This is a genomic window from Cryptosporangium minutisporangium (assembly GCF_039536245.1).
Classification (GTDB): Bacteria; Actinomycetota; Actinomycetes; order Mycobacteriales; family Cryptosporangiaceae; genus Cryptosporangium; species Cryptosporangium minutisporangium.
On record NZ_BAAAYN010000017.1, the window covers coordinates 290,983 to 315,072 of the forward strand.

Consider the following 24,090-nt stretch of genomic DNA (forward strand, 5'->3'; position numbering starts at 1 on the left):
GGCCGGTCACCTGCCTTGTCCGAGAATCAGGCTCATCGCCTCGGCCCGTGCGGCCTGGGACCGCTGGAACCAGCCCCGCACGGCCGACGTCACTGTCCGGGCGCCGGGCTTGCGGATGCCCCGCATCGACATGCACAGGTGCTCGCACTCGACGACCACGATCACGCCCCGCGGCTCCAGCCGCTGCATCAGCGTGTCGGCGATCTGCGACGTCAGACGCTCCTGCACCTGCGGACGCCGCGCGTACGCCTCCACCAGCCGGGCGAGCTTGGACAGGCCGGTGATCCGGCCGTCCTCGCCCGGGATGTAGCCGACGTGCGCGACGCCGTGGAACGGCACCAGGTGGTGCTCACAGGTCGAGTAGAGCTCGATGTCCTTCACCAGGACGATCTCCTCGTGGTCCTCCTCGAAGACCGTGGTGAGGAGTGCCGCGGGATCGACGTGCAGCCCGGAGAAGATCTCCGCGTAGGCCCTGGCCACGCGGGCCGGCGTCTCCCGCAGGCCCTCGCGGTCGGGGTCCTCCCCGACCGCGGCGAGGATCTCCCGCACCGCCCGCTGGATCCGGAGCAGGTCGACGGCGTCCGCCGCCGACGTGCCCCCCTCACCAGCGGGCGTCAGTGCATCCGACGCGACCGCTTCGGTGCTCAGCGCAGGTCCTCCCCCTCGGAGCAGTGCATCGGTCCGGCCGGACCGGAGTGGCCGGGGTTGCCCGGCCAACCGGGCTGCCCGGGAACCGGCGGACCACCGAGCGTGTCGCTCTGCGGCGGCAGCGGGTCGGTCAGCGGGTCGCCGGAGGCCGGCACCGCCGCGTCGCTACCGGGGTTGAGCACGACGTGCGGCTCGTCGTCGTCCGGGGCCGCGTGGGCGCCCCCGTTCGTACGGAGGCCGCTGGCGCCGTTCGAGAGCCGGGCGGTCGCCTCGTCCGCTGCCTTCTTCTGCAGCTCGGCGAGTTCGGCCGGCGTCATGACCGGCGGCTTGTCGCTGGGCGCGCGCTTGCCGAACCCGTTGAACGGCGACATCGGCGGACGCTTCTGCACCCGGGCACAGATCCGGGCCATGTCGTCCTTGCTCAGCGTCTCCTTCTCCAGGAGTTCGAGCACCATCGTGTCGAGGACGTCGCGGTACTCCGAGAGGATCTCGTACGCCTCGTCGTGGGCGAGCTCGATCAGAGCCCGCACCTCGGCGTCGATCTCGGCGGCGAGGGAATCGGAGTAGTCACGCTGGTGACCCATGTCCCGGCCGAGGAACGGCTCGGAGTCACTGGTGCCGTACTTGACCGCACCGAGCTTGGCGCTCATGCCGTACTCGGTGACCATCGCGCGGGCCATCCCGGTGGCCTTCTCGATGTCGTTGCCGGCGCCGGTGGTGGGCTCGTGGTAGACGAGTTCCTCCGCTGCCCGGCCACCGAGTGCGTACGCCAGCGTGTCGATCAACTCCGACCGCGTCTGGGTGTACTTGTCCTCGGTCGGCAGGATCAGCGTGTGGCCCAGCGAGCGGCCACGCGGCACGATCGTCAGCTTGTGCACCGGCGCGGAGTGCGGCAGTGCCCAGGCAACCAGCGCGTGTCCACCCTCGTGGTACGCGGTGACCTTGAGTTCCTTCGGGCTCATCGCCCTGGTCTTGCGCTCAGGACCTGCGATCACGCGGTCGATCGCCTCTTCGAGCGCCTCGTTGGTGATCGCCTTCTTGTCCTGCCTGGCGGTGAGCAGCGCGGCCTCGTTGATGACGTTCGCCAGGTCGGCACCGGTGAAGCCCGGCGTGCGGCGAGCGGTCGTGTCGAGGTCGACGTCGGGCGAGAACGGCTTGCCCTTGGCGTGCACCCGCAGGACGGCCTTGCGCCCCTCCAGGTCCGGACGGTCGACCGCGATCTGCCGGTCGAAGCGGCCGGGACGCAGCAGCGCCGGGTCGAGGATGTCGGGCCGGTTCGTCGCGGCGATCATGATGATGCCGCCCTTGACGTCGAAGCCGTCCATCTCGACCAGCATCTGGTTGAGGGTCTGCTCGCGCTCGTCGTGGCCACCGCCGAGGCCTGCGCCACGGTGCCGGCCGACCGCGTCGATCTCGTCGACGAAGATGATCGCCGGAGCGTTCTGCTTCGCCTGCTCGAACAGGTCACGGACGCGGCTCGCACCGACACCGACGAACATCTCGACGAAGTCGGAGCCGGAGATCGAGTAGAACGGCACGCCCGCCTCACCGGCCACCGCACGGGCCAGCAGCGTCTTACCGGTTCCGGGCGGGCCGTAGAGCAGGACGCCCTTCGGGATCTTCGCGCCGATCGCCTGGAACTTGGCCGGGTTCTGCAGGAACTCCTTGATCTCGTGGAGCTCCTCGATGGCCTCGTCCGCACCGGCGACGTCGGCGAACGTGGTCTTCGGCGTGTCCTTGCTGACCAGCTTGGCCTTGGACTTGCCGAAGTTCATGACTCGGCTGCCGCCGCCCTGCATCTGGCTCATGAAGAGGAACAGCAGAACGACGACGACCAGGATCGGGAGAACCGTGATCAGAAGCGTGACGAAGATCGAATCCCGAGTGACCTTCGTGTCGAAGGCCGGTCCGCCCGACTGCGCCTTCTCCGTCAGGAGATCGAAGACGGTGTCGGCGGACTGGGACGGGAACGACGCCTCGATCTTCTCCGAGCCGCGGTAGTCGTTCTTCAGGTCCAGCCGGATCAGTTGCTCCCGGTCTTGGAGCTGTGCTTTGTCGTAGTTGCCGTCGCGCACCTGTGCCAGGGCGACGGAGGAGTCGACCTTCTTGTAGTCGCCGTCGCCGGTGAACAGTGAGCCCAGCAGCAGAGCGACCAGGATCATCAGGATGATCCAGACCAAGGGCCTGCGGATGAAGCGGGTACGTTCCATGCTGCGTGCGGGGTGCTCAGAAAAGCAGAGCCCCGGCCCCTCCCGATTCTCAGGCTATTAGGCGCGTGTCGGTGTGCACTTCAGGTGGTTCAACGAGCTATTACTCGAAGTTCACTCGGATCTTGGAAGAGTACTCCGAGCCCACCGACCCTGCAGGTGGCCGGTCGGCAACCCTCCGAGACAACGGGTGAACCGTGGTCACCGTTCCCGTGACCGGTCATCCGGCGCCGTAAACCTCAGGCTTCAACACCCCGACAAACGGCAAACCGCGGTACTGCTCGGAGTAATCGAGGCCATATCCGACGACGAATTCGTTCGGGATGTCGAAGCCGACGTAGGGCACCTCCACCGGCACCTTGACCGCATCCGGCTTGCGGAGCAGCGCGACGACCTGGACCGAGGCCGGGTTCCGGCTGGCCAGGTTCCGCAGTAGCCAGGAGAGCGTCAGCCCGGAGTCGATGATGTCCTCGACGACCAGGACGTGCCGGCCGGCGATGTCCCGGTCGAGGTCCTTCAGGATCCGCACCACGCCCGACGACGTCGTCGAGGATCCGTACGAGGAGACCGCCATGAACTCGACCTCGGTCGGGTGCTGCAGCTCCCTGGCGAAGTCGGCCATGAAGACGAACGCACCCTTGAGCACGCCGACCAGGAGCAGCGGGCTAGTCGCGTCGGCGTCGTAGTCGGCCTCGACCTTCCGGGCCAGCTCCGCGATCTTGTCTTTGATGTCGGTGGCCGAGACGACCACGCGCTCGATGTCGGCCGCGTACGGGCCGGAGTTCTGCAACTGGCTCGTCACAGAAGCAGCCTACGGGCGACCCACGACCACTCTGCCCCCAGGGCCTCACCTCGGGACAAACCGCCTGGCGACGTGACGCGCGACGAGTATCCCGTTGGCTCGCACCACCTCGATGCCCTCGGGGAGGTGGACCGCGCCTTGGCCGCGCCAGCGGGTGACCAGCGCGTCCAAGGCGTCGACATGGGTCCACGCCAAGGTGCCGGCCGGAGCGCCCTGCTCGATCGCCCACCGCCGCAGCACCCGCCCGCGCAGGGCAGGGTGGGCGTCCGCCAGAGTTCGCGTGTCGAGCGTGCGATGTCTCCGCGCTGCCAGGAAGTCCCCGTCCGGCACGGCCGGGTCCGGCACCGTCACGCGGACGAGCAGCTCGGCTGCGAGGTCGTCGAGCAGGTCCGCGTCGGCGCGCAGCAGCGCGGCGCTGCGCGCCAAGCCGGCCATCAGGCCACCCCCGGCGGCCTCCTCCAGCGCGGGCAATACCGCCCGCACCCGCGACCTGGTGTAACCCGGGTCGACGTTGTGCGGGTCGTGCCAGATCGGCAGCGCTTCGTCCGCGCAGGCCGCGTGCGTCGTCGCACGGGGAAGCTCCAGCAGCGGACGTCGGTAGACGCCTCGGGCCGGCGCCATTCCGGCCGCCGACCGCGCTCCCGAGCCGCGCGCGAGCCCGAGCAGCACGGTCTCGGCCTGGTCGTTCGCGGTGTGGCCGAGGAGCACGGCCGCAGCCCCGTGACGGGCCGCCGCGGCGTCCAGGCCTGCGTACCGGGCGTACCGGGCCGCCGCCTCCGGCCCACCCCGAGCGCCCACCTCGACCCGGACCGCCTCGCACGGCTCGAACCCCAGCTCGGCCCCCCAGGCGACGACGTCCGCCGCCCGCTCCGCCGAACCGTCCTGCAGTCCGTGGTCGATCGTCACCAGCCCGGCCCGGAGCCCGGCCCGGGGCGCCTCGAACGCGGTCGCGGCAGCCAACGCGGTGGAATCGGGCCCGCCGGAACAGGCCACCAGCACCAGCGAGCCGTTCGGCAGGTCGCGCAGGACGGCCCGTACCGCGACCCGAACCGCGGCAACCGCCGCCGGCGGTCCGGCCATCGGCGTTAGTTGGTGGCGGCGGTGGCGCCGTGCACGCGCGCTACCCAGGCGTCCGGGTCGTTGATCTCGGACGCCAGCGGCAGCGTGCCCGCCGACGTCCAGATCTGGTTGAAGCCGTTCATGCCGACCTTCTCGACGACAGCGGCGACGAACCGCCGCCCCTCGGCGTACTGCCGCATCTTGACCTCGATGCCCAGCAGCCGGCGCACGAGCTTCTCGATCGGGTTGCGAGCGGCCCGACGGGCGTTGAACCGGGCCCGGATGCCCTCGACGGTCGGCACCACGTCCGGGCCGACGCCGTCCATCACGAACTCGGCGTGGCCCTCGACCAGCGTCATCAGCGCGGTCAGCCGGTCCACCACCGCGCGCTGCGCCGGGGTCTGGACCAGGTCGAGCACCGAAGCCTTCGAGTCCGGGTTGCGGACCGCGTCGGCCAGTGCCGAGATCCCGTTGCGGACGCGGTCGGCGAGCGCCTCCGGGTCGAGGTCGGTCGCGTCGACGAACGCATTCACCTCCGACAGGAAGTGGTCGCGCAGCCACGGCACCGCGGTGAACTGGGTCCGGTGGGTGACCTCGTGCAGGCAGACCCAGAGCCGGAAGTCGGTCGGGTCGACGCCGAGCTTGCGCTCGACCTCCACCACGTTCGGCGCGACGAGCAGCAGCCGACCGGGCGCACCGGAGAACACTTCGTACTGGCCCAGCACCTTGCTGGAGAAGAAGCCGAGGATCGTGCCGACCTGCAGACCGGTGGCCTTGGAGCCGACCGTCTTGACGGCGGTACCCATCGCGCCGCTGACCGGCCCGAACGTCTGCGGCTTGGACGCGGAGGCCGCCTGCAGCTTCTCGATCACCGGGTCCATGACGAGCTGCAGACCCTCGACGTTCGACCGCACCCAGTCGGTTCGGTCGACGACCTGGACCGGCGGATGGTCGACCTGGGCACTCAACCCGGTGTAGGCGGCGACGTGCTCCTCCGCGACATCGGTGAGGCGGCGCAATTCCAGCACCACGTCAGCTGCCTCGGTGACGCTCACCCGCGGGCCACCACCGGTCAGCGTCGCGGCGGTGGAGACCGCCAGATCCCAGTCCACCATCTGCGTCATCTCTTCACGGTACGGGTGAATGGCACGCAGCGCCCACCCACGGCGGTTTCGACCGGATCGACGGCTACGAGCGGTGTGCCGGGCCGGGCCGCCTGCCCACCGAGAGGGCTGCGGATCATCGGCAGCCGCAGCGGGCCAGCGTCGCCGCGATCTGGTCGAGCGCGTCCTGAGCGCCTTGCGTCCCACCGTTGGGCACCCCGTTGGCCACCGCCGCGAACGTCAGGATCCGCCCTTCCACGGTCACGGTGAGGCCGGACAGCGAACTCACCCCGGAGAGCGTTCCGGTCTTGGCGCGGACCAGGCCGACGCCTGCGGTCGCCGAGGCGCCCTCGAAGCGGTCGGCCAGCGTTCCGCTGTACGAGGCCACCGGCAGCCCGGCCAGCAGCGTTCGCAGCTGCGGATGATCCTTGCCGACCGCTGCGGTCAGCAGCGACGTCAGCAGGTTGGGCGTCAGGCGGTTGAGTCGGGAGAGCCCGCTGCCGTCCCGCAGCCCGAACCCGGCGGTGTCGATGCCGGCCTCGAAGAGCACCGCCTGCACCGCCTGGGCGCCACCGGCGAACGTCGCCGGAAGCCCTTTCTTGACCGCCACCAGCCGCAACATCGACTCGGCGATGACGTTGTCGGACTCGGTCAGCATCGCGTCGACGACGTGCGAGAGCGGCGGCGACTTCAGCTCGGCCAGTTGCTGGGCACCCTCCGGGGCGGTTCCGCGGACGACCTCGACGCTGCCGGCTCCGAGCAGCGCCGCGAACCGCTGGCCGACGAAGAGATCCGGCGTCGACGTCCGGGGCGCCTCGTGGTCCGGGGTGGGCTGCACCCGGCCACCGTTGGCGGTGAGCGCGTTCACCGGCGCCGAGTAACCACCGGAGACGATGTCCGAGTCCCAGCCGGGGCCGATCGGGTCCCCGGTGAACAGGCTGCTGTCGACCACGATCCGGGTGACCTGGGCGCCCTTCAGGGCGGTCCGAACGCTTCCCGCGAGGGTGTCGAGCCGGGCCGCACCCGGGTAGCTGTGGCGCTCGTCGAAGGCCAGCGTCGGATCGCCGCCCCCGACGAGCACGATCTCGCCCGGCGTCGAGCCCTGCACGACGCGGGTCGTCAGCCGATGCGACGGTCCGTAGGCCAGCAGGACCCCGGCGGCTGTGACGGTCTTGGTTGTCGAGGCCGGAGTGACCGGTGTGTCTGCATTTCTGCTGAACAGCGTCGTCCCGTTTTCCGCGTCCCGTACCGACACGGCTACGCTGGTTCCGAGCCGGCGGTCAGTGAGCAGGCTGGTGAGCGCAGCGGTGAGTCCCGCCTCGGTGGGCGGCTCGGCAGAGTCGTCGTCGGGGCTGAGCACCGCTGGTGGATCGGTGAAGACCGGTCCCGCGGCGACGGCGGGGATCAGCACCCCGACGCGGCCGTCGTCCACCTCGCTCGCCCCGCCGCGCACGAACCAAAGCAGGTCCGTGATCAGCACGGCGGCGAGGACCCAGCAGAGGGTGAGCCACAGCACAGGGTGGCGGCCGTTCTGCATATCCTCCCCAAGGGCTGTTTCCGACCTGCGAGACACTAGCCGTAATCAGTGCCCGACCCGGTGAGGAGCCCATCCGTGGAGTTCGACGTCACGATCGAGATCCCGAAGGGTCAGCGCAACAAATACGAAGTCGACCACGAGACCGGGCGGATTCGCCTGGACCGGATCCTCTTCACCGCGACCCAGTACCCGGCCGACTACGGGTTCATCGAGGAGACGCTCGGTCAGGACGGCGACCCGTTGGACGCCCTGGTCCTGCTGCAGGAGCCGACGTTCCCGGGGTGCCTGATCCGCGCCCGCGCGATCGGCATGTTCCGGATGAAGGACGAGAAGGGCCCGGACGACAAGGTCCTCTGCGTCCACGCGAACGACCCGCGGCAGGAGCACCTGCGCGACATCCACCACCTGCCGGAGTTCGACCGGCTCGAGATCCAGCACTTCTTCACGGTGTACAAGGACCTCGAGCCCGGGAAATCCGTCGAGGGCGCGCAGTGGGTCGGCCGGGCCGAGGCCGAGCTCGAGATCGAGCGCTCCCGCAAGCGTGCCGTCGAGGCGCACGGCGACTTCACCGGCACCGGCGACGCCCACCCGCCCTCTGAGTGAGCAACCGCCCGGCGAACCGATACGCCTTTCCGGGGTAGCGCTCGTACTCACGTGAACATTGGGATGATGCCCCGGTGAGTGGGATCGACGGGGTGGCAGCGGTACGACCGGCCGCCGACGAGGAGCTGGCGGGCCTCGGCGAGGTCGAGAAGGCCTCCGAGGCACCGTTCATCGAGGCGGGCATGATCCTGCCCGCCGAGTACTCGACAGCTGACCAGCTGCGGAAATGCGCTGTCGTGCTGGTGGCGCCAGGCCCATCGGGGACTCCGGTGGGCTTCGCGTCGGTGGACGTCGTCGACGGCGCGGCGCACCTGTCCCAGCTGTCGGTGGACGCGGCCTACGGACGGCAAGGGCTCGGACGCGGCCTCCTGGCGGCGGTGATCGGCTGGGCACGGCGCAACGGGTTACCCGCGGTGACGCTGACGACCTACCGGGACGTCGCGTGGAACGGCCCGTTCTATCGGCGGTACGGGTTCGTCGACCTGGACGACGCCGACCTGACCCCCGGCCTGCGCGACATCCGCGATCACGAGATCGGGATGGGCCTCGACGAGTTCGGCCCTCGAGTAGCCATGCGCCGCCCCCTCCGCGCAGCCTGACGCCGATTCACGCCGAATCCGTCTCCACGGGAGCCGTGCAGACGGATTCGGCGTAACTGCGCGCGGACCCTGCCTGTGGACAGCGGGCGGCAGGTCCCGGAGCGCCGCCAGGCTGGAGCGCATGGGGAAGCGCCGGCCACATCGGCCCGAAGAACTGCTGGGGCGTCCGTTCCGTGGCTCCACCGCGATCCGCCGGGGCCTGATCACCGCTGACCAGCTCGGTGGGCGAAGTTGGCGGCGGATCCATCACGACGTCTACGTCGACGCGACCTTGCCCGTCGACCATCTGCTGCGGTGCCAGGCAGCGAGCCTCATCCTCCCCGCGGGGGCAGCCCTGTCCGGACGCTCGGCGGCCTGCGTCGAAGGCCTGCCGATCGCCGACGATCGCGCGCCGGTATCCGTGCTGGTTCCACCCGGCACTCGGTTCGCACACCAGGGCTGTGCGACGCGGCAGGTGTTCCTGCCACCGACGCACATCCGACCCGGGAACCCGCCGGTGCGTCCACCGGTCACCATTCCGCAGCGGACCGCCTGGGAGATCGCCCGCGAGCCCGACCTGGTCGAGGCGGTGGCCGCAGTCGACTACCTGCTGCACCGGAACTACCTACGCACCGGAGCGATGGACGCATGGGTCGCGGCGCATCCCCGGGCTCGAGCAGCCACGGTGATCGCGCTCGCCGACGGGCGAGCCGAATCCCTGCCGGAGTCCCGCGTCCGGATCCGGCTGAAGCTCGCCGGGCTACCCGAGGCGGTACCCCAGCACGAGATCTGGTCGGGGCGGACGTTCGTGGCGCGGGTGGACCTGGCGTGGCCCGCGGCGAAGGTGGCGTTGGAGTACGACGGTGCCCACCACGCCGAGTACGGTCAGTTCGCGCGCGACCGGGCCCGTCTCAACCGCCTGGTCGAGGCGGGCTGGACGGTGATCCACATGACGGCCGCGGACCTGCGCGAGCCCATCCTCTTCGGCCAGATCGTCGACCAGCTCCGAGCCGCGCTCGGCCCTCGACGCTGACGCGCGCCCAGATACGTCGAATCCGTCTCCACGCGAGCCGTGGAGACGGATTCGACGAGAATTCGCGCGTCAGGCCGAGAAGGTCGCGCCCAGCGCGGCGCCGCCGTCCACCACGAACAGGCCGCCGGTCACCCAGGAGGCCGCGTCGCTGGCCAGGAACAGCGCCGCGTTCGCGATGTCGTTCGGCTGCCCGAGCCGCTGCATCGGCCACGGGTACTTGGCGTCCTCGCCGGCCCCCTCCCAGAGCGCCCGCGCGAAGTCGGTCTTCACCAGGCCCGGCGCCAGCACGTTCACCCGGACGTTCGGCCCGACCTCGGTGGCCAGCTGCTGCGACAGGAAGATCAGTGCCGACTTCGTGATGCCGTAGATCGCCAGCGGCCCACCCGCCCGCAACCCGTCGATGCTCGACACGTTGATGACCGAGCCGCCGTGCTCCTTCATCCACCCGCGGTACGCGGCCTGCGTCCAGACCAGCGGCCCGCGCAGGTTGACCTCGAACGTCTTGTCCCACGCGGGGATCTCGGCGTCGATGACCGGCCCCATGTACGGGTTGGTCGCGGCGTTGTTCACCAGGACGTCGAGCCGGCCGAACTTCTCCAGCGTCTCGGCGACGACCCGCTCGGCGTCCTCGGCCTTACCGGCGTGTGCGGCGATCGCGTGCACGCGGTCCTCGCCGATCTCGGCGACGGCCTTGTCCAGCCCCTCCACCTTGCGGGCGGTAAGCACGACCTTCGCGCCGGCGTCGGCGTAGGTCTTGGCGATCGCGGCGCCGATGCCGCGCGAGGCGCCGGTGACGACGGCCACGCGCCCTTCCAGGTTGATGTCCACTCAGGCTCCTATCAGCGGGACGGGTCGAGAACGAGCTTGCCGACGGTGTTACGGGACCGCAGTGCTTCGTGCGCGCGGCGGGCCTCGGAGAGTGCGTACTCCCCACCGGGTACAGCGCGCAGGGTGCCATCGAGAACCATGCCGAACAGCTCGGCGATGGCCGGCCGCAGCACGTCGCCGGGGAGCAGGAACGCGTGCGCGAGCCACATGCCGGCCACGGTCGTGGAGTGCGAGAGCAGACTCGCGGGCTTGATCGGGCTGGGCTGCTCACGGCTGGCCATGCCGTAGAAGGCCAGCCGACCGAACGGTGCCAGCGCGGCCACGCTCTGGTCGGTGATGCGCCCACCGGTCATGTCGAGCACGATGTCGACGCGCTTCCCGCCGTTGGCCTCCCGGAGGGCCGTGGTCATGTTCTCCGCCCGGGAGTCGACCGCGACGTCCGCACCGAGCTCGAGCGCGAGCTTGCGCTTTTCCTCGCTGGACGCCGTGGCGATCACGCGTCCGGCGCCCCAGGCCTTGGCGAGCTGGACCGCCAGCGACCCCACCCCACCGGCCGCCGCGTGCACCACCACGGTCTCGCCGGGGGCCAGCGGCGCCGAACGACGCAGCAACAGCCACGCGGACGCACCCTGGACGACCATCGCCAGCGCGGTCGTGTCGTCGATCCCGTCCGGGACGTCGAACGAGAGCCCCGGCTCGATCAGCGCCTTCTGGGCGTAACCACCGCCACCGGCGAGCAGCGAGACGACCCGGCGGCCGTCCGACGTCCGCCCGACGACCTCGGCGCCCGGTATCAGCGGCAACGTCGCCGCGGCGAGGTAGGAGTTCTCGGCCTGGTGGGTGTCGGCGAAGTTGACGCCCGCCCGGTCGACGTCCAGCACGACCTGCGTACCGGTCGCCACGGGGTCGGGCAGATCGGTCGGGACCAGCACCTCCGGCCCACCGAACGACGTGATCTGAATTGCGCGCATCTCAGTTCTCCCGGAAGGCAGTGATCTGGACGGACGGGTCTGCGGACGGCGCCTTGTCCCCGGCTTCCGTTCGCGGACCGGGGACGTTCCGGAAGGCGAACGGCTCGGCCGGGCGGCCGACCTGCACGTACCAGGCCTCCCCGGTACCGGAGCCGGCCAGGATCGCGTCGAACGCCGCGACGACGTCGGAGACCTCCAGCAGCGGGACCCCGGATCCCACCAGCACGTCCCGGACGTCCTTGATGATCGCGGTCTCGGCGAACGACGGGCAGAGCGCGTTCACCCGGATGCCCGCCGGCGCGTACAGCGGCCCCAGCGCTCGGACCAACCCCACGACGGCGGCCTTGTTGGCACCGTAGATCGGGTCGAACGGCACGGCGGTCAGACCGGCGAGGCTCGCCGTCGCGACGATGTTGCCCCCGCCGCGCGCCTTCAACGCCGGAAGCGCCGCGTGCACGCCGTAGACCACGCCGTCCAGGTTGATCGACATCACCCGGCGGTAGGCCTCCGGCGTGAACCCCTCTTCGAGGCCGAAGCCGGTGGCCACACCGGCGTTGAGAAACGCCAGGTCGAGACCGCCGAACTCGGCGACGGCGGCTTCGACAGCCGCCAGGCTGTCGGCAGGCTCCCGTACGTCGCACCGCCGGAAGACGCCGCCGACCTCGGCCGCGACCGCCTCACCGCCGGACACGTCGACGTCGGTGACGAGCACTCGGTACCCCTGCGACGCCAGCCGACGCGATACTGCGGCACCTATACCGCTGGCCCCGCCGGTCACCCAGGCTGCCTTAGCCATCCGAACCTCCTTTGGTCGGCGTCCTCTACTCAACTTACTGACTCGTCGGTTACTTTAGGCATATTCAGTGAGACACACCTCGGGAGGACTTCGATGGATTTTGAGCCCAGCGCGCGAGCGCAGGAGTACATCGACCGCCTGACCGAGTTCATGGACTCGCACGTCTACCCGGCCGAGCCCGTGTACGAGACGCAGCGCGCCGAGCTCACCGCCGCCGGTCAGCCGCACCAGCTTCCGCCGATCGTCGAGGACCTCAAGCGGGAGGCCCGGTCGCGCGGGCTGTGGAACCTCTTCCTCCCCGACTCCAAGGACCCCGAGCACGGTCTCAGCGTCACCGACTACGCGTCGCTGGCCGAGATCACCGGACGCTCGCCGCAGCTCGCCCCGGAGGCGATCAACTGCGCGGCGCCCGACACCGGCAACATGGAGCTGCTCCACCTGTTCGGCACCGACGAGCAGCAGGAGACCTGGCTGAAGCCGCTGCTCAACGGCGAGATCCGCAGCTGCTTCGGGATGACGGAGCCGGACGTGGCCAGCTCCGATGCCCGCAACATCAGCACCCGGATCGTCCGCGACGGCGACGACTACGTGATCAACGGTCGTAAGTGGTGGACGAGCGGCGCCGCCGACCCGCGCTGCAAGGTCATGATCCTGATGGGCAAGACCGATCCGGACGGTCCCACCTACGCCCAGCAGTCGATGGTGCTCGTGCCGATGGACTCCCCCGGCTTGGAGGTCGTCCGCGACCTCAGCGTCTTCGGCTACCACGACCAGCACGGCCACTGCGAGATCCGGCTGACCGACGTCCGGGTGCCGGTGAGCAACCGGCTCGGCCCGGAGAACAGCGCGTTCGCGCTGGCGCAGCAGCGGCTCGGCCCCGGCCGCATCCACCACTGCATGCGGGCGATCGGCATGGCCGAGCGGGCACTCGAGGCGATGTGCCAGCGCGCCACCACCCGGGTCGCGTTCGGCAAGGAGCTTTCCCGGCAGGGCGTCGTCCAGCAGTGGATCGCCGAGTCCCGGATGGCGATCGAGCAGGCCCGCCTGCTGACGCTGAAGACCGCATGGCTGATCGACAAGAAGGGCTTCCAGTCGGCCCGGACCGAGGTCGCCGCGATCAAGGTCGTGGTGCCGCAGATGGCGACCAGCATCCTGGACAAGGCGATCCAGCTGCACGGTGGTGGCGGCGTCAGCGGCGACTTCCCGCTGGCGCGGGCGTACGCCGGTCTGCGGACGCTCCGCCTGGCCGACGGCCCGGACGAGGTGCACATCATGTCGGTGGCCCGCACCGAGCTGGCGCCGTACCTCGGTAAGTGAGTGTTCCGGTGAGACGTCGACTCACGTCGGCGTCCAGGCGCGAGCAGCTGATGTCCGTGGCCCTGGACGAGTTCGGGCGGCGCGGGTTCCACCTGACCCAGATGGAGCACGTCGCCGCCGCGGCCGGCGTCTCGAAGGGCCTGCTCTACCAGCACTTCGAGTCCAAGGAAGAGCTGTTCGCAGCGGTCACCGCGGCGATCGTCGAGGACCTGTCCCAGCGATTGCACGCGGCGACCGTGCCGACCGATCCGGCGCTGGAGCGGGTCCGGGTACTGGCGAAGACGTTGTTCGACTTCGCCACCGGCCAGCCCAGCGCCTGGGCGGTGATCATCCGGCACTTCGACAAGCCCGAAGTCGGGGACGAGCTCCGGGGCCTGCGAGACGGGCTCGGCGCGATCATCGTCGACCTGATGCTGCTCAACCGCCGTAATAATCCGACCCGGCTCGCCGCGGCCGAACCGGTGGTCACGCTGCTCGCGCCGATGGTGACCGGCGGGCTGATGTCGCTGATCTCGTGGTGGCTCGACCATCCCGAGGTCTCCCGGGAGCGTGCCGAGTCGATGGCGGTCGACTTTCTCTGGCTCGGGTTGGAGCGGATCCGTGCCGGCGAGCGCCTAACCTGACCGACTTGGCCGGACCGCGCGGGTCCACTGGGAACCGTTGCCGTCGGAAGGGCTGGACCTCATCGTCCCACCTCCCATTGGTACCGATAGGGGTGGATCGAGCGTGAGCCGCTTCAGGCCAAACGTCAAGCATGCCCAGATATGAGCAGCACAAACACGCGACGGCCCGGAGCACCTTTCGGTGCTCCGGGCCGTTTGTGACCTGGTAGGTCAGCCGATCTTGTCGCCGGCCTTCTCGGTGGCGGTCTCCGCGTCGGACGCCGCCTTCTTCACGGACGTCCGGGCAGCCTTGACCTGCGACTTGGCGGTCTTGGTCTGCTCGACGGCGGCCTGGGTCGCCGGGTCCTTGCGGATGTTCGACACCAGCTTCTCGCCGCGGTTCGCGAACTCCGAGTAGGTCCCGGTCACGCGCCCCTGGACGTCGGTGATCGAGCTGCGCAGCGTCTGCGGCAGCACCCGGGCCTGGTACTGCAGGTCCTTGACCTGGCTGCGCAGCAGCTCGACGACCGCTCCCTGGTAGCGCGGGAGCGAGCGGATCTGCTCCACGGCGTAGTCCGCGGCGCCGACGTAGGCGTAGAGGCCACGACGCGCGTCCGGCAGCGCGAACTTGACGTCGCCCTTGGCCTCGACGGTGTTGCCGGTCTTCTTGGTTTCGGTCTTGGCAGTGGCCACGATGGATTCCTCCCTGGCTGGTGCGTTTGGGGTTGGGCCCGTGCGTCTTCGACGCGAGCCGCGCCGAAGGCATCGGCGGTACCAGCCCGGCAGCGGCGCCGGGACGGCTCAGGACTGCGTTGCGCTGGGGGTTTCGGCCACCGGCTCCGCAGCCTCCGACGACGCGAGCGGAACCTCGGCCGGGTCGACAGCGGTGCTTGCAGTGACCTCGTTCTCACGCCGGAACGAGTGGTAGATCTCCAGCAGGATCTGCTTCTGACGGTCGGTGAGGTACTCGTCCGCCGTGATCGCGGACGCCGTGGCGCCGAGCGTCCCGTCCGTCCGCAAGCCCTCGACGTCGTCGAGCGTCTCCCGGTCGAGCAGTCCCGCGTGGACGTACAGGGTCTCGGCGGAGATCCGCAGCGCCTTGGCGATCTGCTGGAGGATCTCTGCCGACGGTTTACGGAGCCCGCGCTCGATCTGGCTGAGGTACGGGTTGCTGATGCCGGCCTGCTTCGCCAGCTGCCGGAGCGAGATCTGCGAGCCCGCCCGCTGCTCGCGGATGAACTCGCCGAGCGTCCGGACCGCGTCCTGCGGTGACTTGAGCGAAGACACGGGCCTCGCTCCCTTCACCGCTCGATCCACCCCGACGCTCGCTACGCTACCCCGAGTGCTAGCTAGCAGCAAGCACTTCCGCTAGGCGTTGCTAGCACACAGGCTCGAAGCTGGAGAAAACCCGCTGGTAGAGGCGGGTGAGAGGGCTAGGGCGTGGCGCTGCCCACACCTGCTACCAGAGCGGACAGGACCGCACGAGCGGCCCGGTCAGCCATCCGGAACGGGGCGGCGTTCGTCCGCGGCCGAGCGAACGCCGCCGCTCCGCGCGAGCTGGTGTACCAGCCGATCGCGAACCGACGCGGGTGCTCCTCGCCGTTCCGGTTCACGATCCGATGTTCGCCGCTCGTCCGTAGGCGTCCGGTGGGCACGGCGTCCACGGTCTCCTCCACGCCCTGCCCGGACGCCATCAGGTCGCGGAGGAGTTCGTCGGCGGTGGCGCTCACGCTCGGCCTCGGCAACCGCGCCTCGACCAGAGCATCCGCTTCGACGACCGGCGGAGCGGCCGACGAGCAGGCCCGGAACCGCCCGTCGACGCCGTCGATCCGGACGTCCGGCCCGAGAAAGTGGACGATGCCGGCCCGAGAGAGTGCGACCAGCTGTTCGAGTCGGAACGCCGGCGGCCCGCTGGCCAGGAAACTGAAGAACCCGTGCCACCACCCGTCGAGCTCCTCGACCTGGCTCCGTCCGGACAGGCGTCCACTTCCGACCAGCCGCGGCAACTGCGCGTAGACCGACAGCAGCGCGAGGAAAGCCCCGAGATCGGCGCTGTACGCCTGGTCGTTCCGCCGGGCGACGTCCGCTTGGACGTAGGCCCGTAACGCGTCTTGCACCGCGTCGTCGTCAGCGAAGCGCGCCTCGGCCAACGGACGGTCGAGCCGGTCGAGGTCGAGCCGGTCCTCCTCGGCCGGAACGGCCGAAGCCACCAGATCGACGCGCGCCGTGCCGTACCAGGGAACCTCGGCGTACGCGGCGGCGAACTCCGCCCACGGCAGCGTGGTGCGCTCGGGATGGGCGGTGAACAGCTCGTGGTAGTAGCCCCAGCCGATCTCCTTGGCGATCAGCGGCCACACGTCCCGGCGGAACTCGAGTGGGCCGCTCAGCGCGTCGATCTGCTCGGGGCCGAAGAACCGAGGCAGCGGGGCGGGCTTCCCGGCCAGGCGGTAGCCGGTTTTGGCGTGGTAGGGCACCCCGCGCCCCGAGCCGACGTGTAGCCGCGGCTCCCTTCCGGACGGTAGGTAGGTTCCGTCGTCCAGGTACCGCCCGCCTCGTCCCTCGGTGAGCAGCACGACCAGGTCCACGAAGGCCAGGCCGAGCCCGCGGACGAGCACGTCCTGCTGTGGTCTCAGAGCGGCGAGGTCGAGGTCCGCGGTGTAGGCGGGTGGCACGTAGGTCAAGCCATTGGCCTGCGCGTACGCCGACAGCCGCGCGGCCTCGCCGGTCGGCTCGGCGTCCAGGTGCCCGAGCGCGAGCACGACGACGTCGGCCTCCAGCGGCTCCGTTGTCCCGGCGAGGTGGATCAGCTGGCGACGGTCCGGCCCGTCCACGACCCGGACGGCCCGATCGGCGACGACGTCGATCGTGACGTTGGGCGGCGCGCCTGCGCGGACCCGGTCGAAGACCCAGGACAGGTAGCCGCTCTGCACCTGGCGGCTGACGAACGAGCGGCCCTCGACGTCCGGGGCGCCGGTCTCCCCCGCCCACTCGTGCAGAGCGGGGCCGGCCGCGAGTGGCCCCTCCACCAGCACCGTCTCGTCCGGGAACATCGTGACGTCCTCGGCCATCGAGTTCATCAGGAGCAGCGGGGACTGGTCGGCCCGCCACACCCGTCCGGCGCCCGGTGGATGCGGGTCGACCAGCGTGACGCGGACCGGCTGGGCGCCGAGCAGCTCCGGCGCGTTCGCCACCAGCCGTTCGAGCAACCCGGTCGCACCCGGCCCGGCACCGATCACGACGAGCCGGGTGGGTTCTGCCGTCATCCGCAGCTCCTCGGCCCAGTTCTCCTACGGGCATAGTAGGCGCTGCTGCACGTGGATGTCTTGACCCTCACGCGACGTGAGTCCCTACCGTCCTTCTCATCCGCATTGAATTCTTTTCGAAGGGCGTCTGCTGAGGTCGCTCGGAGGTTCAAAGAGTTCACCCAAGGGAGGGCGAATGAACTGGTCAGTCGGGCAGGTGGCGAAGGAAGCGGGGATAACCGTCCGCACCCTGCACCACTACGACGAGATCGGGCTGCTCTCCCCCAGCGGACGTACGAGCGCCGGCTACCGCCGCTACTCGTACACCGACCTCGAGCGGCTGCAACGCATCCTCGCGTACCGGCAGCTGGGGTTCGGACTGGAGGAAATCGCGGCGATCCTGGACGACAGCTCCGTCGATCCGATCGATCACCTGCGTCGGCAGCACACGCTGCTCACGGGGAAGATCGACGAGCTACAGCAGATGGTCGCCGCCGTCGAAAAAACGATGGAGGCGAGAAGGATGGGCGTTTCGCTCAACCCGCAGGAGATGTTCGAGGTGTTCGGCGAGAACGACCCGACGCAGTACGAGGAAGAGGTCAAGGAGCGCTGGGGCGACACCGAGGCCTACCGGCAGTCCCAGCAGCGGACCGCGCAGTACACCAAGGACGACTGGCTGACGATCAAGGCCGAAGCGGCCGCCATCGTCGAGCGGTTCCGCGCCGCGTTCCTGGCCGGCACTCCGGCGGACTCCCCGGAGGCGATGGACGCCGCCGAGGAGCACCGGCAGCACATCACCCGGTGGTTCTACGACTGCTCCTACGAGATCCACCGTGGTCTCGGCACGATGTACGTCGAGGACGATCGCTTCACGGTGAACTACGACTCGGAGACGCCCGGCTTGGCGGCCTACCTCCGAGACGCGATTCACGCGAACGCGACTCGCGCCGGTAAGTAACCCGACAGCGGCGCCACCGCGCGCCCCTTAGCGTCGCGATCGAGCTGAGGGGGTGCGCGGTGGAGTCGTGGGTGATCGCGATGGTGTTCGCCGGTGTCGTCGTGGTGGCCGCCGTCGTCGGCGTCGCGGTGACGACCCGGTCGGTCATCCGCGGGGTGTTCGGCGGCGGGGACGTGTTCGGGGCCTCGACGTCCGGCGGCGGCGGCTCGTCTGGCGGCTCGTCCGGCGGCTCGTCCGGCGGCTCGTCCGGCGGCTCGTCCGGCGGCTCGTCCGGCGGGGACCTGTTCGTCGGGCTGGCGGACGCAGCGCTGCGCGCGACGGCGGAGTCCGGCCGCGAGGAGTTGGCCCGGATGACCAGCGTGCTGCGCGAGGACGTCGCCGAGCTGCGTTCCCGTTCCGAATCGGCAGCAGTGAACACCGCACTCACCCGCGCCACCCAGCACGTCGAGGCGTTCGCGTCCGGCGGCCAGAGCCACCTCTACCGAGCCACCGCGGCGATGGCGGAGGCCGGCCGGTTGCTCGCGCCGACCGGTCGGCCCGCCTGTCTGTTCAACCCGGCGCACGGACCGGCCTCCGTCGAGGTCGACTGGTCGCCCGCCGGGAGCATGCCGCGCCGCGTCCCGGTCTGCGCCGAGGACGCTGCCCGGATCACCGCGGGACAGCCACCGCGGGTCCGGCAGGTGCCGACCGACGTCGGTCCGCGCCCCTACTTCGCCGCGAGCCACCTCTACGCCGACTGGGTACTCGGGTGGTACGCCGGTGAAGACCCGTATCTGACCGCCCGCCTGCTCGCCGGAACCGACCTCGGCGCGCACCTTCCGGACCGCATCCAGGGACGACGGGAATCGGGTTCGGACAACCCGATGGGGACGTTCGGCACCGTCCATCCGTGACGCAAAGGCGTCCGTCCGCGGCCCGCGAGACAGGTCGATCGGAATACCCGCGGCAGGTCCATCCGTGACACTCGGGTCAGAGGGAAGGCGAAGTTACGACATTTTTGTCAGTATTTGAGACATGCAGTGGCGTCGAGACCTTTGGCTCGTTGTCCTCGCTATCGGCGCGGGCGCCTTCGCCGCGGGAGAACGCATCCTGGCGGCGTCGGACCAACCCGGCCTGGTGACGCCGGTCCTCGTGGTGGGACTCGCCACCGCACCGGCCGCGTTCTACGCCGCCTGCCTCGGACGTCAGCTGCGTTTCACGCTGCCGACCTGGGTGGTCGTGGCGTCGGCGGCGGTGGCCGCGCTGCTCGGTGCCGGCATGGCCGGGCTGCTCGCCTACCCGGTGCTGGACGAACTCGGTCCGGTGTCGACGGTGGCGGTGGCGCTGGTGAAGGAGTCGGTGACGCTGCTCGTACCGCTGGCCGTGCTGTTCGCGCTGCCCACTCGGCGAGCCGCGGACGGCCTGCTGGTCGGAGCGGCGGCCGGCGTCGGGTTCGCGGTCGCGGAGACGGTCGGGTACCTGGTCACGTCGCCGGACGTCGTCGGACCCACCGCGCACGCGGTGCTGGTTCGCGGGCTGCTCAGCCCGGCGGCCCACCTGGCCTGGGCGGGCATCGTGGCCGCGGCGCTCTGGCTGGCCGCGCTGGAGCACTGGAGCGGGCGGGCGCTGCGTCGGCTCGTGCTGGCGATGAGCGGCGTCGTCGTGTTGCGAGCGCTGTGGGAGAGCGCGGACAGCGTCCCGGTGCGGGTGCTGCTCACCGCGTTGAGCGCGCTGCTGCTCGGGTGGGTGATGGTGCGGATCATCGGACCGCGTCGGGGCGTTCCGACGCGTGTGCTGGCTCGTCCGGGTGCGGCGACCGACGGCGCGGCCGAGTCGCCCGCCCGTCCGGCGGCCGCGGCCGGTGCTCACCCAGCGGCTCCGGTCGGTGCTCGTCCGGCGGCTCCGGCCGGCGCTCGTCCGGTGGCGGCGGGTGTGGGCGCCCGCCCAGCAGGCGCCACCGGCGGGGCGAGTTCCGCGGGCGCGGCCGACCCGGCGCCGATACCGCCCTCCTCAGCGGCCGCCCCGGCTCCCTCGGCCACACCGACCCCGGCCGCACCGGACCCGGCCGCACCGGACCCGGCCGCACCGAGTTCCTCTGCCGCGCGGGAGGCCACCGTCGATCCCTCGGCGGCGGCAACAACGGCCAGCGGCTCGGGAACCAGCAAGGCCTGATCACACGTTCCCCAGAAGCTGCATTTCGTCACAGCGGTAACATCACTTACCGTTCTTTTCATGGAAAAGCACGATCCGCCGACGTTCGAATGGACTCCGCCCACGAAGCGGCGGAGGCTGACGACGTTCGCCGCCGGGACGTTCGCCGTTGTGCTCTTCGGCCTGTGCGGCGTCGGCATCTGGATCGTGGACGGCGGGCCGGCGAACGATCCGACGCCCCGCCCGACGAGCGCGGCGCCGGTCGCGCTGGCCAGCCCGTCACCGGACGACGACGTCATCGAGTTGCTCGGCGACAGCGGGCCCCGACTCGGCAGCACGGTGCGCCACGGCGTTCTGGAGTACCGCGTCACCGAACAGCGCTGCGGGGTGTCGGAGGTCGGTGTCGGCGCCGGCAGCGCGGGCGAACCGACGCGCGGAAGCTTCTGCGTGGTGACGCTGAGCGTCCGCAACATGAGTCGGAGCGCGCAGGTCTTCACCGCCGCCGACCAGGTGGGTTACACGACGACCGGCGCGCGCTACCTCGGCAGCGCTCCGGCGACCCGGTACGCCAACGGCAGCAGCCGCGCGTTCCTCACGCCGATCGGACCGGGCACCGCGGTCACCGGCATGATCGCGTTCGACCTGCCGAGGGGAGCCCAACTCGACTCGCTTCGTCTGCGCTCCACCGCGTCGTCCGGCAGCGTGACGGTGAGCCTCAGCTGACGGCGTCTCCGCGCCGAGAGGTGTCGAGCGTCAGGTCGCAGTCACAGGCCGATCGTCGGTGACCCGAAGGTCGTCCGCGGACCCCGCGCCGTCCGGAGAACCTGCGCCATCCGGTAAACCCGCGCCGCCAGGAAAGCCCGCGCCACCCGCGTCGCCGTCGGCGGCTCCAAGCGCCCGGCCGTGGTCGGCAACCGCCCGGCCGTGGTCGGCAACCGCCCGGCCATCGCCCACAACCGCCCGGCGATGGTCGGCGGCCGCGTCGGTGACCGCGGTCAGGAAGCGGTGCGCCACCGCGATCTCCTCCTCGGAGAACTCGCCGACCACCCGGTAGATCCGCTCGTGCAGCGGCCCGAAGAACTCTCGGGCCAGCTCCATCGCACCTTCGTCGTAGTGCAGGTAGACCCGCCGCCGGTCGGATCCGGTCCGCACTCGCCGGATCTGCCCGAGCCGCTCCAGCCGATCGATCACCGCGGTCGTCGCCCCGGACGAGAGCCCCAACGTCTCCCGGAGCCGGCCGGGCGTGGTCGGCGTCCCGCGCCCTTCCGCGTCCATGACCTCGATCAACGCGTGCAGGTCAGTCGCGTGCAACCCGTGCCGATCGGCGAACGCGTGGGTGACCAGCCGCGCCTCCACGAAGTAGCGCCGTAGTTCCCGTCCCAGCTCCCGGGTGCGCTGGCGCCGGCGGTCATCCGTGTCCACGAGTTGCAGGTTACCGCTACGTCTTCAACAATCTCGATTATCGAGAGACTTCACGATCGAGAGAGAGCGATGATCAACTTCGTGACCGGTCGCCGGTCGGCCTGGCTGGTACTCCTGCTGACGGTGTTGCTGTCCGGGCTGGTGATCGCGTTCGGCGGTGCCGCGAAGAACAGCAACGAACCGACCGCTGCGCTGCCCTCGTCCGCCGAGTCGGCCAAGGCTGCCGAGCTGCAGAAACAACTCCCCAGCGGGGAGACCAACCCGGCGCTGATCCTGTACGCGCGCGGCGGCGCACCACTGACCGACGCCGACGTCCGAAAGATCCAGGCGGACGCGAAGACGTTCGCTTCGCTGGCACTCGGCAGGCGCATCTCGCCCCCGATCTTCGCCCCGGACCGCACCGCCGCACTCCTCGCCGTGCCGTTCGCCGCGAACCTCGACAACGACCTCGTGATCGACCGCGTCACCGAACTCCGGGACAAGGCGAAGGACGGACTCCCCGACGGGCTCACCGCCCAGGTCACCGGCGGCGCCGGCTTCCGCGCCGACATCGCGTCGTCGTTCAGCGGGGCCAACTTCAAACTGCTGACGGTCACCGCGGCCGTCGTCGCGGCATTGCTGCTGATCACCTACCGCAGCCCCGTTCTCTGGCTGGTACCACTGGCCGTCGTCGGCCTCGCTGACGTCGTCGCCGCCTCGGTGATCGCGCTGATGTCCCGGGCCACCGGCCTGAACGTCGACCCATCCACGACCGGCATCGTCGACGTCCTGGTGTTCGGAGCAGGCACCAACTACGCGCTCCTGCTGATCGCCCGGTACCGCGAGGAGCTGCGCCTCACCGAGGATCGCCGGGCCGCGATGCGTAAGGCCCTCCGGTCCGGCGGCGCGGCCATCGTCGCCAGCGCCGCTACCGTGACGTTGAGCCTGCTCACGCTCGCACTGGCGATCCTGGAAAACGACCGCGCGATCGGGCTCGCCGGAGCGGTCGGCATCGTCATCGCCGCGGTGTTCGGCCTGGTCGTGCTGCCGGCCGCACTCGTCGTCTGCGGTCGCGGTTTGTTCTGGCCGTTCGTTCCGAAGGTGGGCGACCCGGACAAGTCACGGACCGGGGTATGGGCCAAGGTCGCGTCCGGCGTGGCCCGGCGTCCGGTCGCCGTGATCGTCTTCTCGCTGGTGCTGCTCGGCGTGCTGTCGGCCGGTCTGACCGACGCCCGGCTCGGGCTCAGCCAGTCCGAGCAGTTCCGGGTGAAGGCCGAGTCCGTCGACGGGCTCGAAGCGCTGGCCCGGTACTACCCCGCCGGCGCGACCGACCCGGTTGCGGTGATCACCACGCCGGACAAGGCCGAAGAGGTCGCCGCGCTGGCCCGGGACACGCCCGGCGTCGCATCGGTGCGGCCCGGAGAGTCGGCCGGCGACCTGGCGGAGCTCGACGTCGTACTGAAGGCAGCGCCGGCGACCGCGGAGAGCTACGACGCGATCCGCGCGCTCCGATCGGAGCTGGACTCGACCGGCGCACTGGTCGGCGGCTCGGTCGCCACCGAGCTGGACACCCGGGACGCGGCGATCCGGGACCTGAAGGTGATCGTGCCATTGGTGCTCGGAGTGGTGCTGATCGTGCTGATCGTCCTGTTGCGCGGAGCGATCGTCGCGCCAGTGCTGCTGATGCTGACCGTCGTCGCGACGTTCTTCGCCAGCCTCGGCGCGAGCACTTTCCTGTTCACGCAGGTGCTGGGTTATCCAGCGCTCGACACCGTGGTGCCGCTGCTGGCGTTCCTGTTCCTGGTGGCGCTGGGCGTGGACTACAACATCTTCCTGGTCACCCGAGCCCGGGAGGAGGCGCTGCGGCACGGCACCCGGGAGGGGATCACCACCGCGGTCGCGGTCACCGGCGGGGTGATCACCAGCGCCGGCATCCTGCTGGCCGCGGTGTTCGCGGTGCTCGGAGTGTTGCCGCTGATCACGCTCACCGAGATCGGCGTCATCGTCGGCCTGGGCGTGCTGCTCGACACCCTGCTCGTCCGGACCGTGCTGGTGCCGGCGCTGGTGGTGCTGCTCGACCGACGCTTCTGGTGGCCGTCGCCTCTGTCGCGGTCGGCTTCCCCGTCCGCGTCGGCTGAGCGTCCGGAGAAAGCCAACGCCTGATCTACGCCTGCCTGGCGCGCGCCGGTCGCTTCCGCGACCGGCGCGCGGCCCGTCCGCTGAGACGTCCCGCTCCGCCGTAGGTGGCAACTCACCCACCCTCCGGTTGCTGGGG

At 70.4% G+C, this 24,090-nt stretch carries 23 protein-coding genes; 10 read left to right on the forward strand and 13 right to left on the reverse strand.

The annotated features are described in order from the left end of the window. Window positions 1–6: 6 nt before the first annotated feature. The 6 genes from folE to dacB form a co-directional block, all read right to left on the reverse strand. Window positions 7–618 carry a GTP cyclohydrolase I FolE gene (folE, locus tag ABEB28_RS13125; protein WP_345728635.1) on the reverse strand — a complete coding sequence of 204 codons (612 nt, stop codon included), beginning with the start codon at window positions 616–618 and terminating at the stop codon, window positions 7–9. 26 nt (window positions 619–644) lie between these two features. Then, window positions 645–2,858: an ATP-dependent zinc metalloprotease FtsH gene (ftsH, locus tag ABEB28_RS13130; protein ID WP_345728328.1), complete on the reverse strand. Its 2,214-nt coding sequence runs from the start codon at window positions 2,856–2,858 to the stop codon at window positions 645–647. 217 nt (window positions 2,859–3,075) lie between these two features. Beyond that, the gene (gene hpt / locus ABEB28_RS13135) at window positions 3,076–3,645 is read right to left on the reverse strand and encodes a hypoxanthine phosphoribosyltransferase (protein WP_376980342.1); all 570 of its coding nucleotides are present in this window, start codon (window positions 3,643–3,645) and stop codon (window positions 3,076–3,078) included. Window positions 3,646–3,702: 57 nt separating this feature from the next. Next, the gene (gene tilS / locus ABEB28_RS13140) at window positions 3,703–4,737 is read right to left on the reverse strand and encodes a tRNA lysidine(34) synthetase TilS (protein WP_345728330.1); all 1,035 of its coding nucleotides are present in this window, start codon (window positions 4,735–4,737) and stop codon (window positions 3,703–3,705) included. A 5-nt stretch (window positions 4,738–4,742) separates the two neighbouring features. Beyond that, a complete protein-coding gene (locus ABEB28_RS13145) occupies window positions 4,743–5,840 on the reverse strand; it encodes a zinc-dependent metalloprotease (RefSeq protein ID WP_345728331.1) in 1,098 nt (365 codons plus the stop codon). 115 nt (window positions 5,841–5,955) lie between these two features. After that, on the reverse strand, window positions 5,956–7,356 hold the full coding sequence (dacB, locus tag ABEB28_RS13150; protein ID WP_345728332.1) for a D-alanyl-D-alanine carboxypeptidase/D-alanyl-D-alanine endopeptidase: 1,401 nt from the start codon (window positions 7,354–7,356) through the stop codon (window positions 5,956–5,958). A 75-nt stretch (window positions 7,357–7,431) separates the two neighbouring features. On the opposite strand from dacB, the gene ABEB28_RS13155 reads away from it, so the two are divergent. The 3 genes from ABEB28_RS13155 to ABEB28_RS13165 all read left to right on the forward strand — a co-directional run bounded on the left by ABEB28_RS13155 (window position 7,432) and on the right by ABEB28_RS13165 (window position 9,570). Next, window positions 7,432–7,959: an inorganic diphosphatase gene (locus ABEB28_RS13155; protein WP_345728333.1), complete on the forward strand. Its 528-nt coding sequence runs from the start codon at window positions 7,432–7,434 to the stop codon at window positions 7,957–7,959. Window positions 7,960–8,033: 74 nt separating this feature from the next. After that, entirely contained in the window at window positions 8,034–8,558 is a 525-nt protein-coding gene (locus tag ABEB28_RS13160) for a GNAT family N-acetyltransferase (RefSeq protein ID WP_345728334.1), read from the forward strand. Between the two features lie 121 nt (window positions 8,559–8,679). Next, on the forward strand, window positions 8,680–9,570 hold the full coding sequence (locus ABEB28_RS13165; protein ID WP_345728335.1) for an endonuclease domain-containing protein: 891 nt from the start codon (window positions 8,680–8,682) through the stop codon (window positions 9,568–9,570). A gap of 69 nt (window positions 9,571–9,639) precedes the next feature. Here ABEB28_RS13165 and ABEB28_RS13170 read toward each other — a convergent pair whose 3' ends face one another. From ABEB28_RS13170 to ABEB28_RS13180, 3 genes are read right to left on the reverse strand one after another with little or no spacing between them, the layout of a single operon-like run. Beyond that, entirely contained in the window at window positions 9,640–10,398 is a 759-nt protein-coding gene (locus ABEB28_RS13170) for an SDR family oxidoreductase (protein WP_345728336.1), read from the reverse strand. A gap of 11 nt (window positions 10,399–10,409) precedes the next feature. Then, window positions 10,410–11,369, reverse strand: coding sequence for a quinone oxidoreductase family protein (locus tag ABEB28_RS13175; protein WP_345728337.1), 960 nt, complete (start codon window positions 11,367–11,369; stop codon window positions 10,410–10,412). A 1-nt stretch (window position 11,370) separates the two neighbouring features. After that, a complete protein-coding gene (locus tag ABEB28_RS13180) occupies window positions 11,371–12,165 on the reverse strand; it encodes an SDR family oxidoreductase (RefSeq protein ID WP_345728338.1) in 795 nt (264 codons plus the stop codon). 93 nt (window positions 12,166–12,258) lie between these two features. On the opposite strand from ABEB28_RS13180, the gene ABEB28_RS13185 reads away from it, so the two are divergent. Both ABEB28_RS13185 and ABEB28_RS13190 read left to right on the forward strand, forming a co-directional pair. Continuing rightward, window positions 12,259–13,482, forward strand: coding sequence for an acyl-CoA dehydrogenase family protein (locus tag ABEB28_RS13185; RefSeq protein WP_345728339.1), 1,224 nt, complete (start codon window positions 12,259–12,261; stop codon window positions 13,480–13,482). Window positions 13,483–13,490: 8 nt separating this feature from the next. Continuing rightward, on the forward strand, window positions 13,491–14,105 hold the full coding sequence (locus ABEB28_RS13190; RefSeq protein WP_345728340.1) for a TetR/AcrR family transcriptional regulator: 615 nt from the start codon (window positions 13,491–13,493) through the stop codon (window positions 14,103–14,105). Between the two features lie 210 nt (window positions 14,106–14,315). Here the strand turns inward: ABEB28_RS13190 and ABEB28_RS13195 are convergent, their stop codons facing one another. From ABEB28_RS13195 to ABEB28_RS13205, 3 genes are all read right to left on the reverse strand, one after another. Continuing rightward, on the reverse strand, window positions 14,316–14,777 hold the full coding sequence (locus ABEB28_RS13195) for a hypothetical protein (protein ID WP_345728341.1): 462 nt from the start codon (window positions 14,775–14,777) through the stop codon (window positions 14,316–14,318). Window positions 14,778–14,885: 108 nt separating this feature from the next. After that, window positions 14,886–15,371 carry a helix-turn-helix domain-containing protein gene (locus tag ABEB28_RS13200; RefSeq protein ID WP_345728342.1) on the reverse strand — a complete coding sequence of 162 codons (486 nt, stop codon included), beginning with the start codon at window positions 15,369–15,371 and terminating at the stop codon, window positions 14,886–14,888. Between the two features lie 146 nt (window positions 15,372–15,517). Then, window positions 15,518–17,347, reverse strand: a complete 1,830-nt coding sequence (locus ABEB28_RS13205) for an FAD/NAD(P)-binding protein (protein WP_345728343.1) — start codon at window positions 17,345–17,347, stop codon at window positions 15,518–15,520. 175 nt (window positions 17,348–17,522) lie between these two features. Between ABEB28_RS13205 and ABEB28_RS13210 the strand changes: the two genes are divergently transcribed. The 4 genes from ABEB28_RS13210 (at window position 17,523) to ABEB28_RS13225 (ending at window position 21,137) form a co-directional block, all read left to right on the forward strand. Next, window positions 17,523–18,284 carry a MerR family transcriptional regulator gene (locus ABEB28_RS13210; protein ID WP_345728344.1) on the forward strand — a complete coding sequence of 254 codons (762 nt, stop codon included), beginning with the start codon at window positions 17,523–17,525 and terminating at the stop codon, window positions 18,282–18,284. A 59-nt stretch (window positions 18,285–18,343) separates the two neighbouring features. Next, entirely contained in the window at window positions 18,344–19,177 is an 834-nt protein-coding gene (locus ABEB28_RS13215) for a hypothetical protein (protein ID WP_345728345.1), read from the forward strand. Between the two features lie 121 nt (window positions 19,178–19,298). After that, window positions 19,299–20,435 (forward strand): PrsW family glutamic-type intramembrane protease, encoded by a 1,137-nt coding sequence (locus ABEB28_RS13220; RefSeq protein ID WP_345728346.1) that lies wholly within the window; start codon window positions 19,299–19,301, stop codon window positions 20,433–20,435. 60 nt (window positions 20,436–20,495) lie between these two features. Then, entirely contained in the window at window positions 20,496–21,137 is a 642-nt protein-coding gene (locus tag ABEB28_RS13225) for a DUF4352 domain-containing protein (protein ID WP_345728347.1), read from the forward strand. A 30-nt stretch (window positions 21,138–21,167) separates the two neighbouring features. Here ABEB28_RS13225 and ABEB28_RS13230 read toward each other — a convergent pair whose 3' ends face one another. After that, window positions 21,168–21,836, reverse strand: a complete 669-nt coding sequence (locus ABEB28_RS13230) for a MarR family winged helix-turn-helix transcriptional regulator (protein ID WP_345728348.1) — start codon at window positions 21,834–21,836, stop codon at window positions 21,168–21,170. A gap of 69 nt (window positions 21,837–21,905) precedes the next feature. On the opposite strand from ABEB28_RS13230, the gene ABEB28_RS13235 reads away from it, so the two are divergent. Then, window positions 21,906–23,978 carry an MMPL family transporter gene (locus ABEB28_RS13235; RefSeq protein ID WP_345728349.1) on the forward strand — a complete coding sequence of 691 codons (2,073 nt, stop codon included), beginning with the start codon at window positions 21,906–21,908 and terminating at the stop codon, window positions 23,976–23,978. Window positions 23,979–24,090 lie beyond the last annotated feature (112 nt).

What these genes read in the sequence shown, in the direction of transcription:
- ftsH (WP_345728328.1), bottom strand. Translation starts at nt 2,858, where the DNA reads ATGGAACGTACCCGCTTCATCCGCAGGCCCTTGGTCTGGATCATCCTG.
- tilS (WP_345728330.1), bottom strand. Translation starts at nt 4,737, where the DNA reads ATGGCCGGACCGCCGGCGGCGGTTGCCGCGGTTCGGGTCGCGGTACGG.
- ABEB28_RS13145 (WP_345728331.1), bottom strand. Translation starts at nt 5,840, where the DNA reads ATGACGCAGATGGTGGACTGGGATCTGGCGGTCTCCACCGCCGCGACG.
- dacB (WP_345728332.1), bottom strand. Translation starts at nt 7,356, where the DNA reads ATGCAGAACGGCCGCCACCCTGTGCTGTGGCTCACCCTCTGCTGGGTC.
- ABEB28_RS13165 (WP_345728335.1), top strand. Translation starts at nt 8,680, where the DNA reads ATGGGGAAGCGCCGGCCACATCGGCCCGAAGAACTGCTGGGGCGTCCG.
- ABEB28_RS13175 (WP_345728337.1), bottom strand. Translation starts at nt 11,369, where the DNA reads ATGCGCGCAATTCAGATCACGTCGTTCGGTGGGCCGGAGGTGCTGGTC.
- ABEB28_RS13180 (WP_345728338.1), bottom strand. Translation starts at nt 12,165, where the DNA reads ATGGCTAAGGCAGCCTGGGTGACCGGCGGGGCCAGCGGTATAGGTGCC.
- ABEB28_RS13185 (WP_345728339.1), top strand. Translation starts at nt 12,259, where the DNA reads ATGGATTTTGAGCCCAGCGCGCGAGCGCAGGAGTACATCGACCGCCTG.
- ABEB28_RS13205 (WP_345728343.1), bottom strand. Translation starts at nt 17,347, where the DNA reads ATGACGGCAGAACCCACCCGGCTCGTCGTGATCGGTGCCGGGCCGGGT.
- ABEB28_RS13210 (WP_345728344.1), top strand. Translation starts at nt 17,523, where the DNA reads ATGAACTGGTCAGTCGGGCAGGTGGCGAAGGAAGCGGGGATAACCGTC.
- ABEB28_RS13220 (WP_345728346.1), top strand. Translation starts at nt 19,299, where the DNA reads ATGCAGTGGCGTCGAGACCTTTGGCTCGTTGTCCTCGCTATCGGCGCG.
- ABEB28_RS13225 (WP_345728347.1), top strand. Translation starts at nt 20,496, where the DNA reads ATGGAAAAGCACGATCCGCCGACGTTCGAATGGACTCCGCCCACGAAG.
- ABEB28_RS13235 (WP_345728349.1), top strand. Translation starts at nt 21,906, where the DNA reads ATGATCAACTTCGTGACCGGTCGCCGGTCGGCCTGGCTGGTACTCCTG.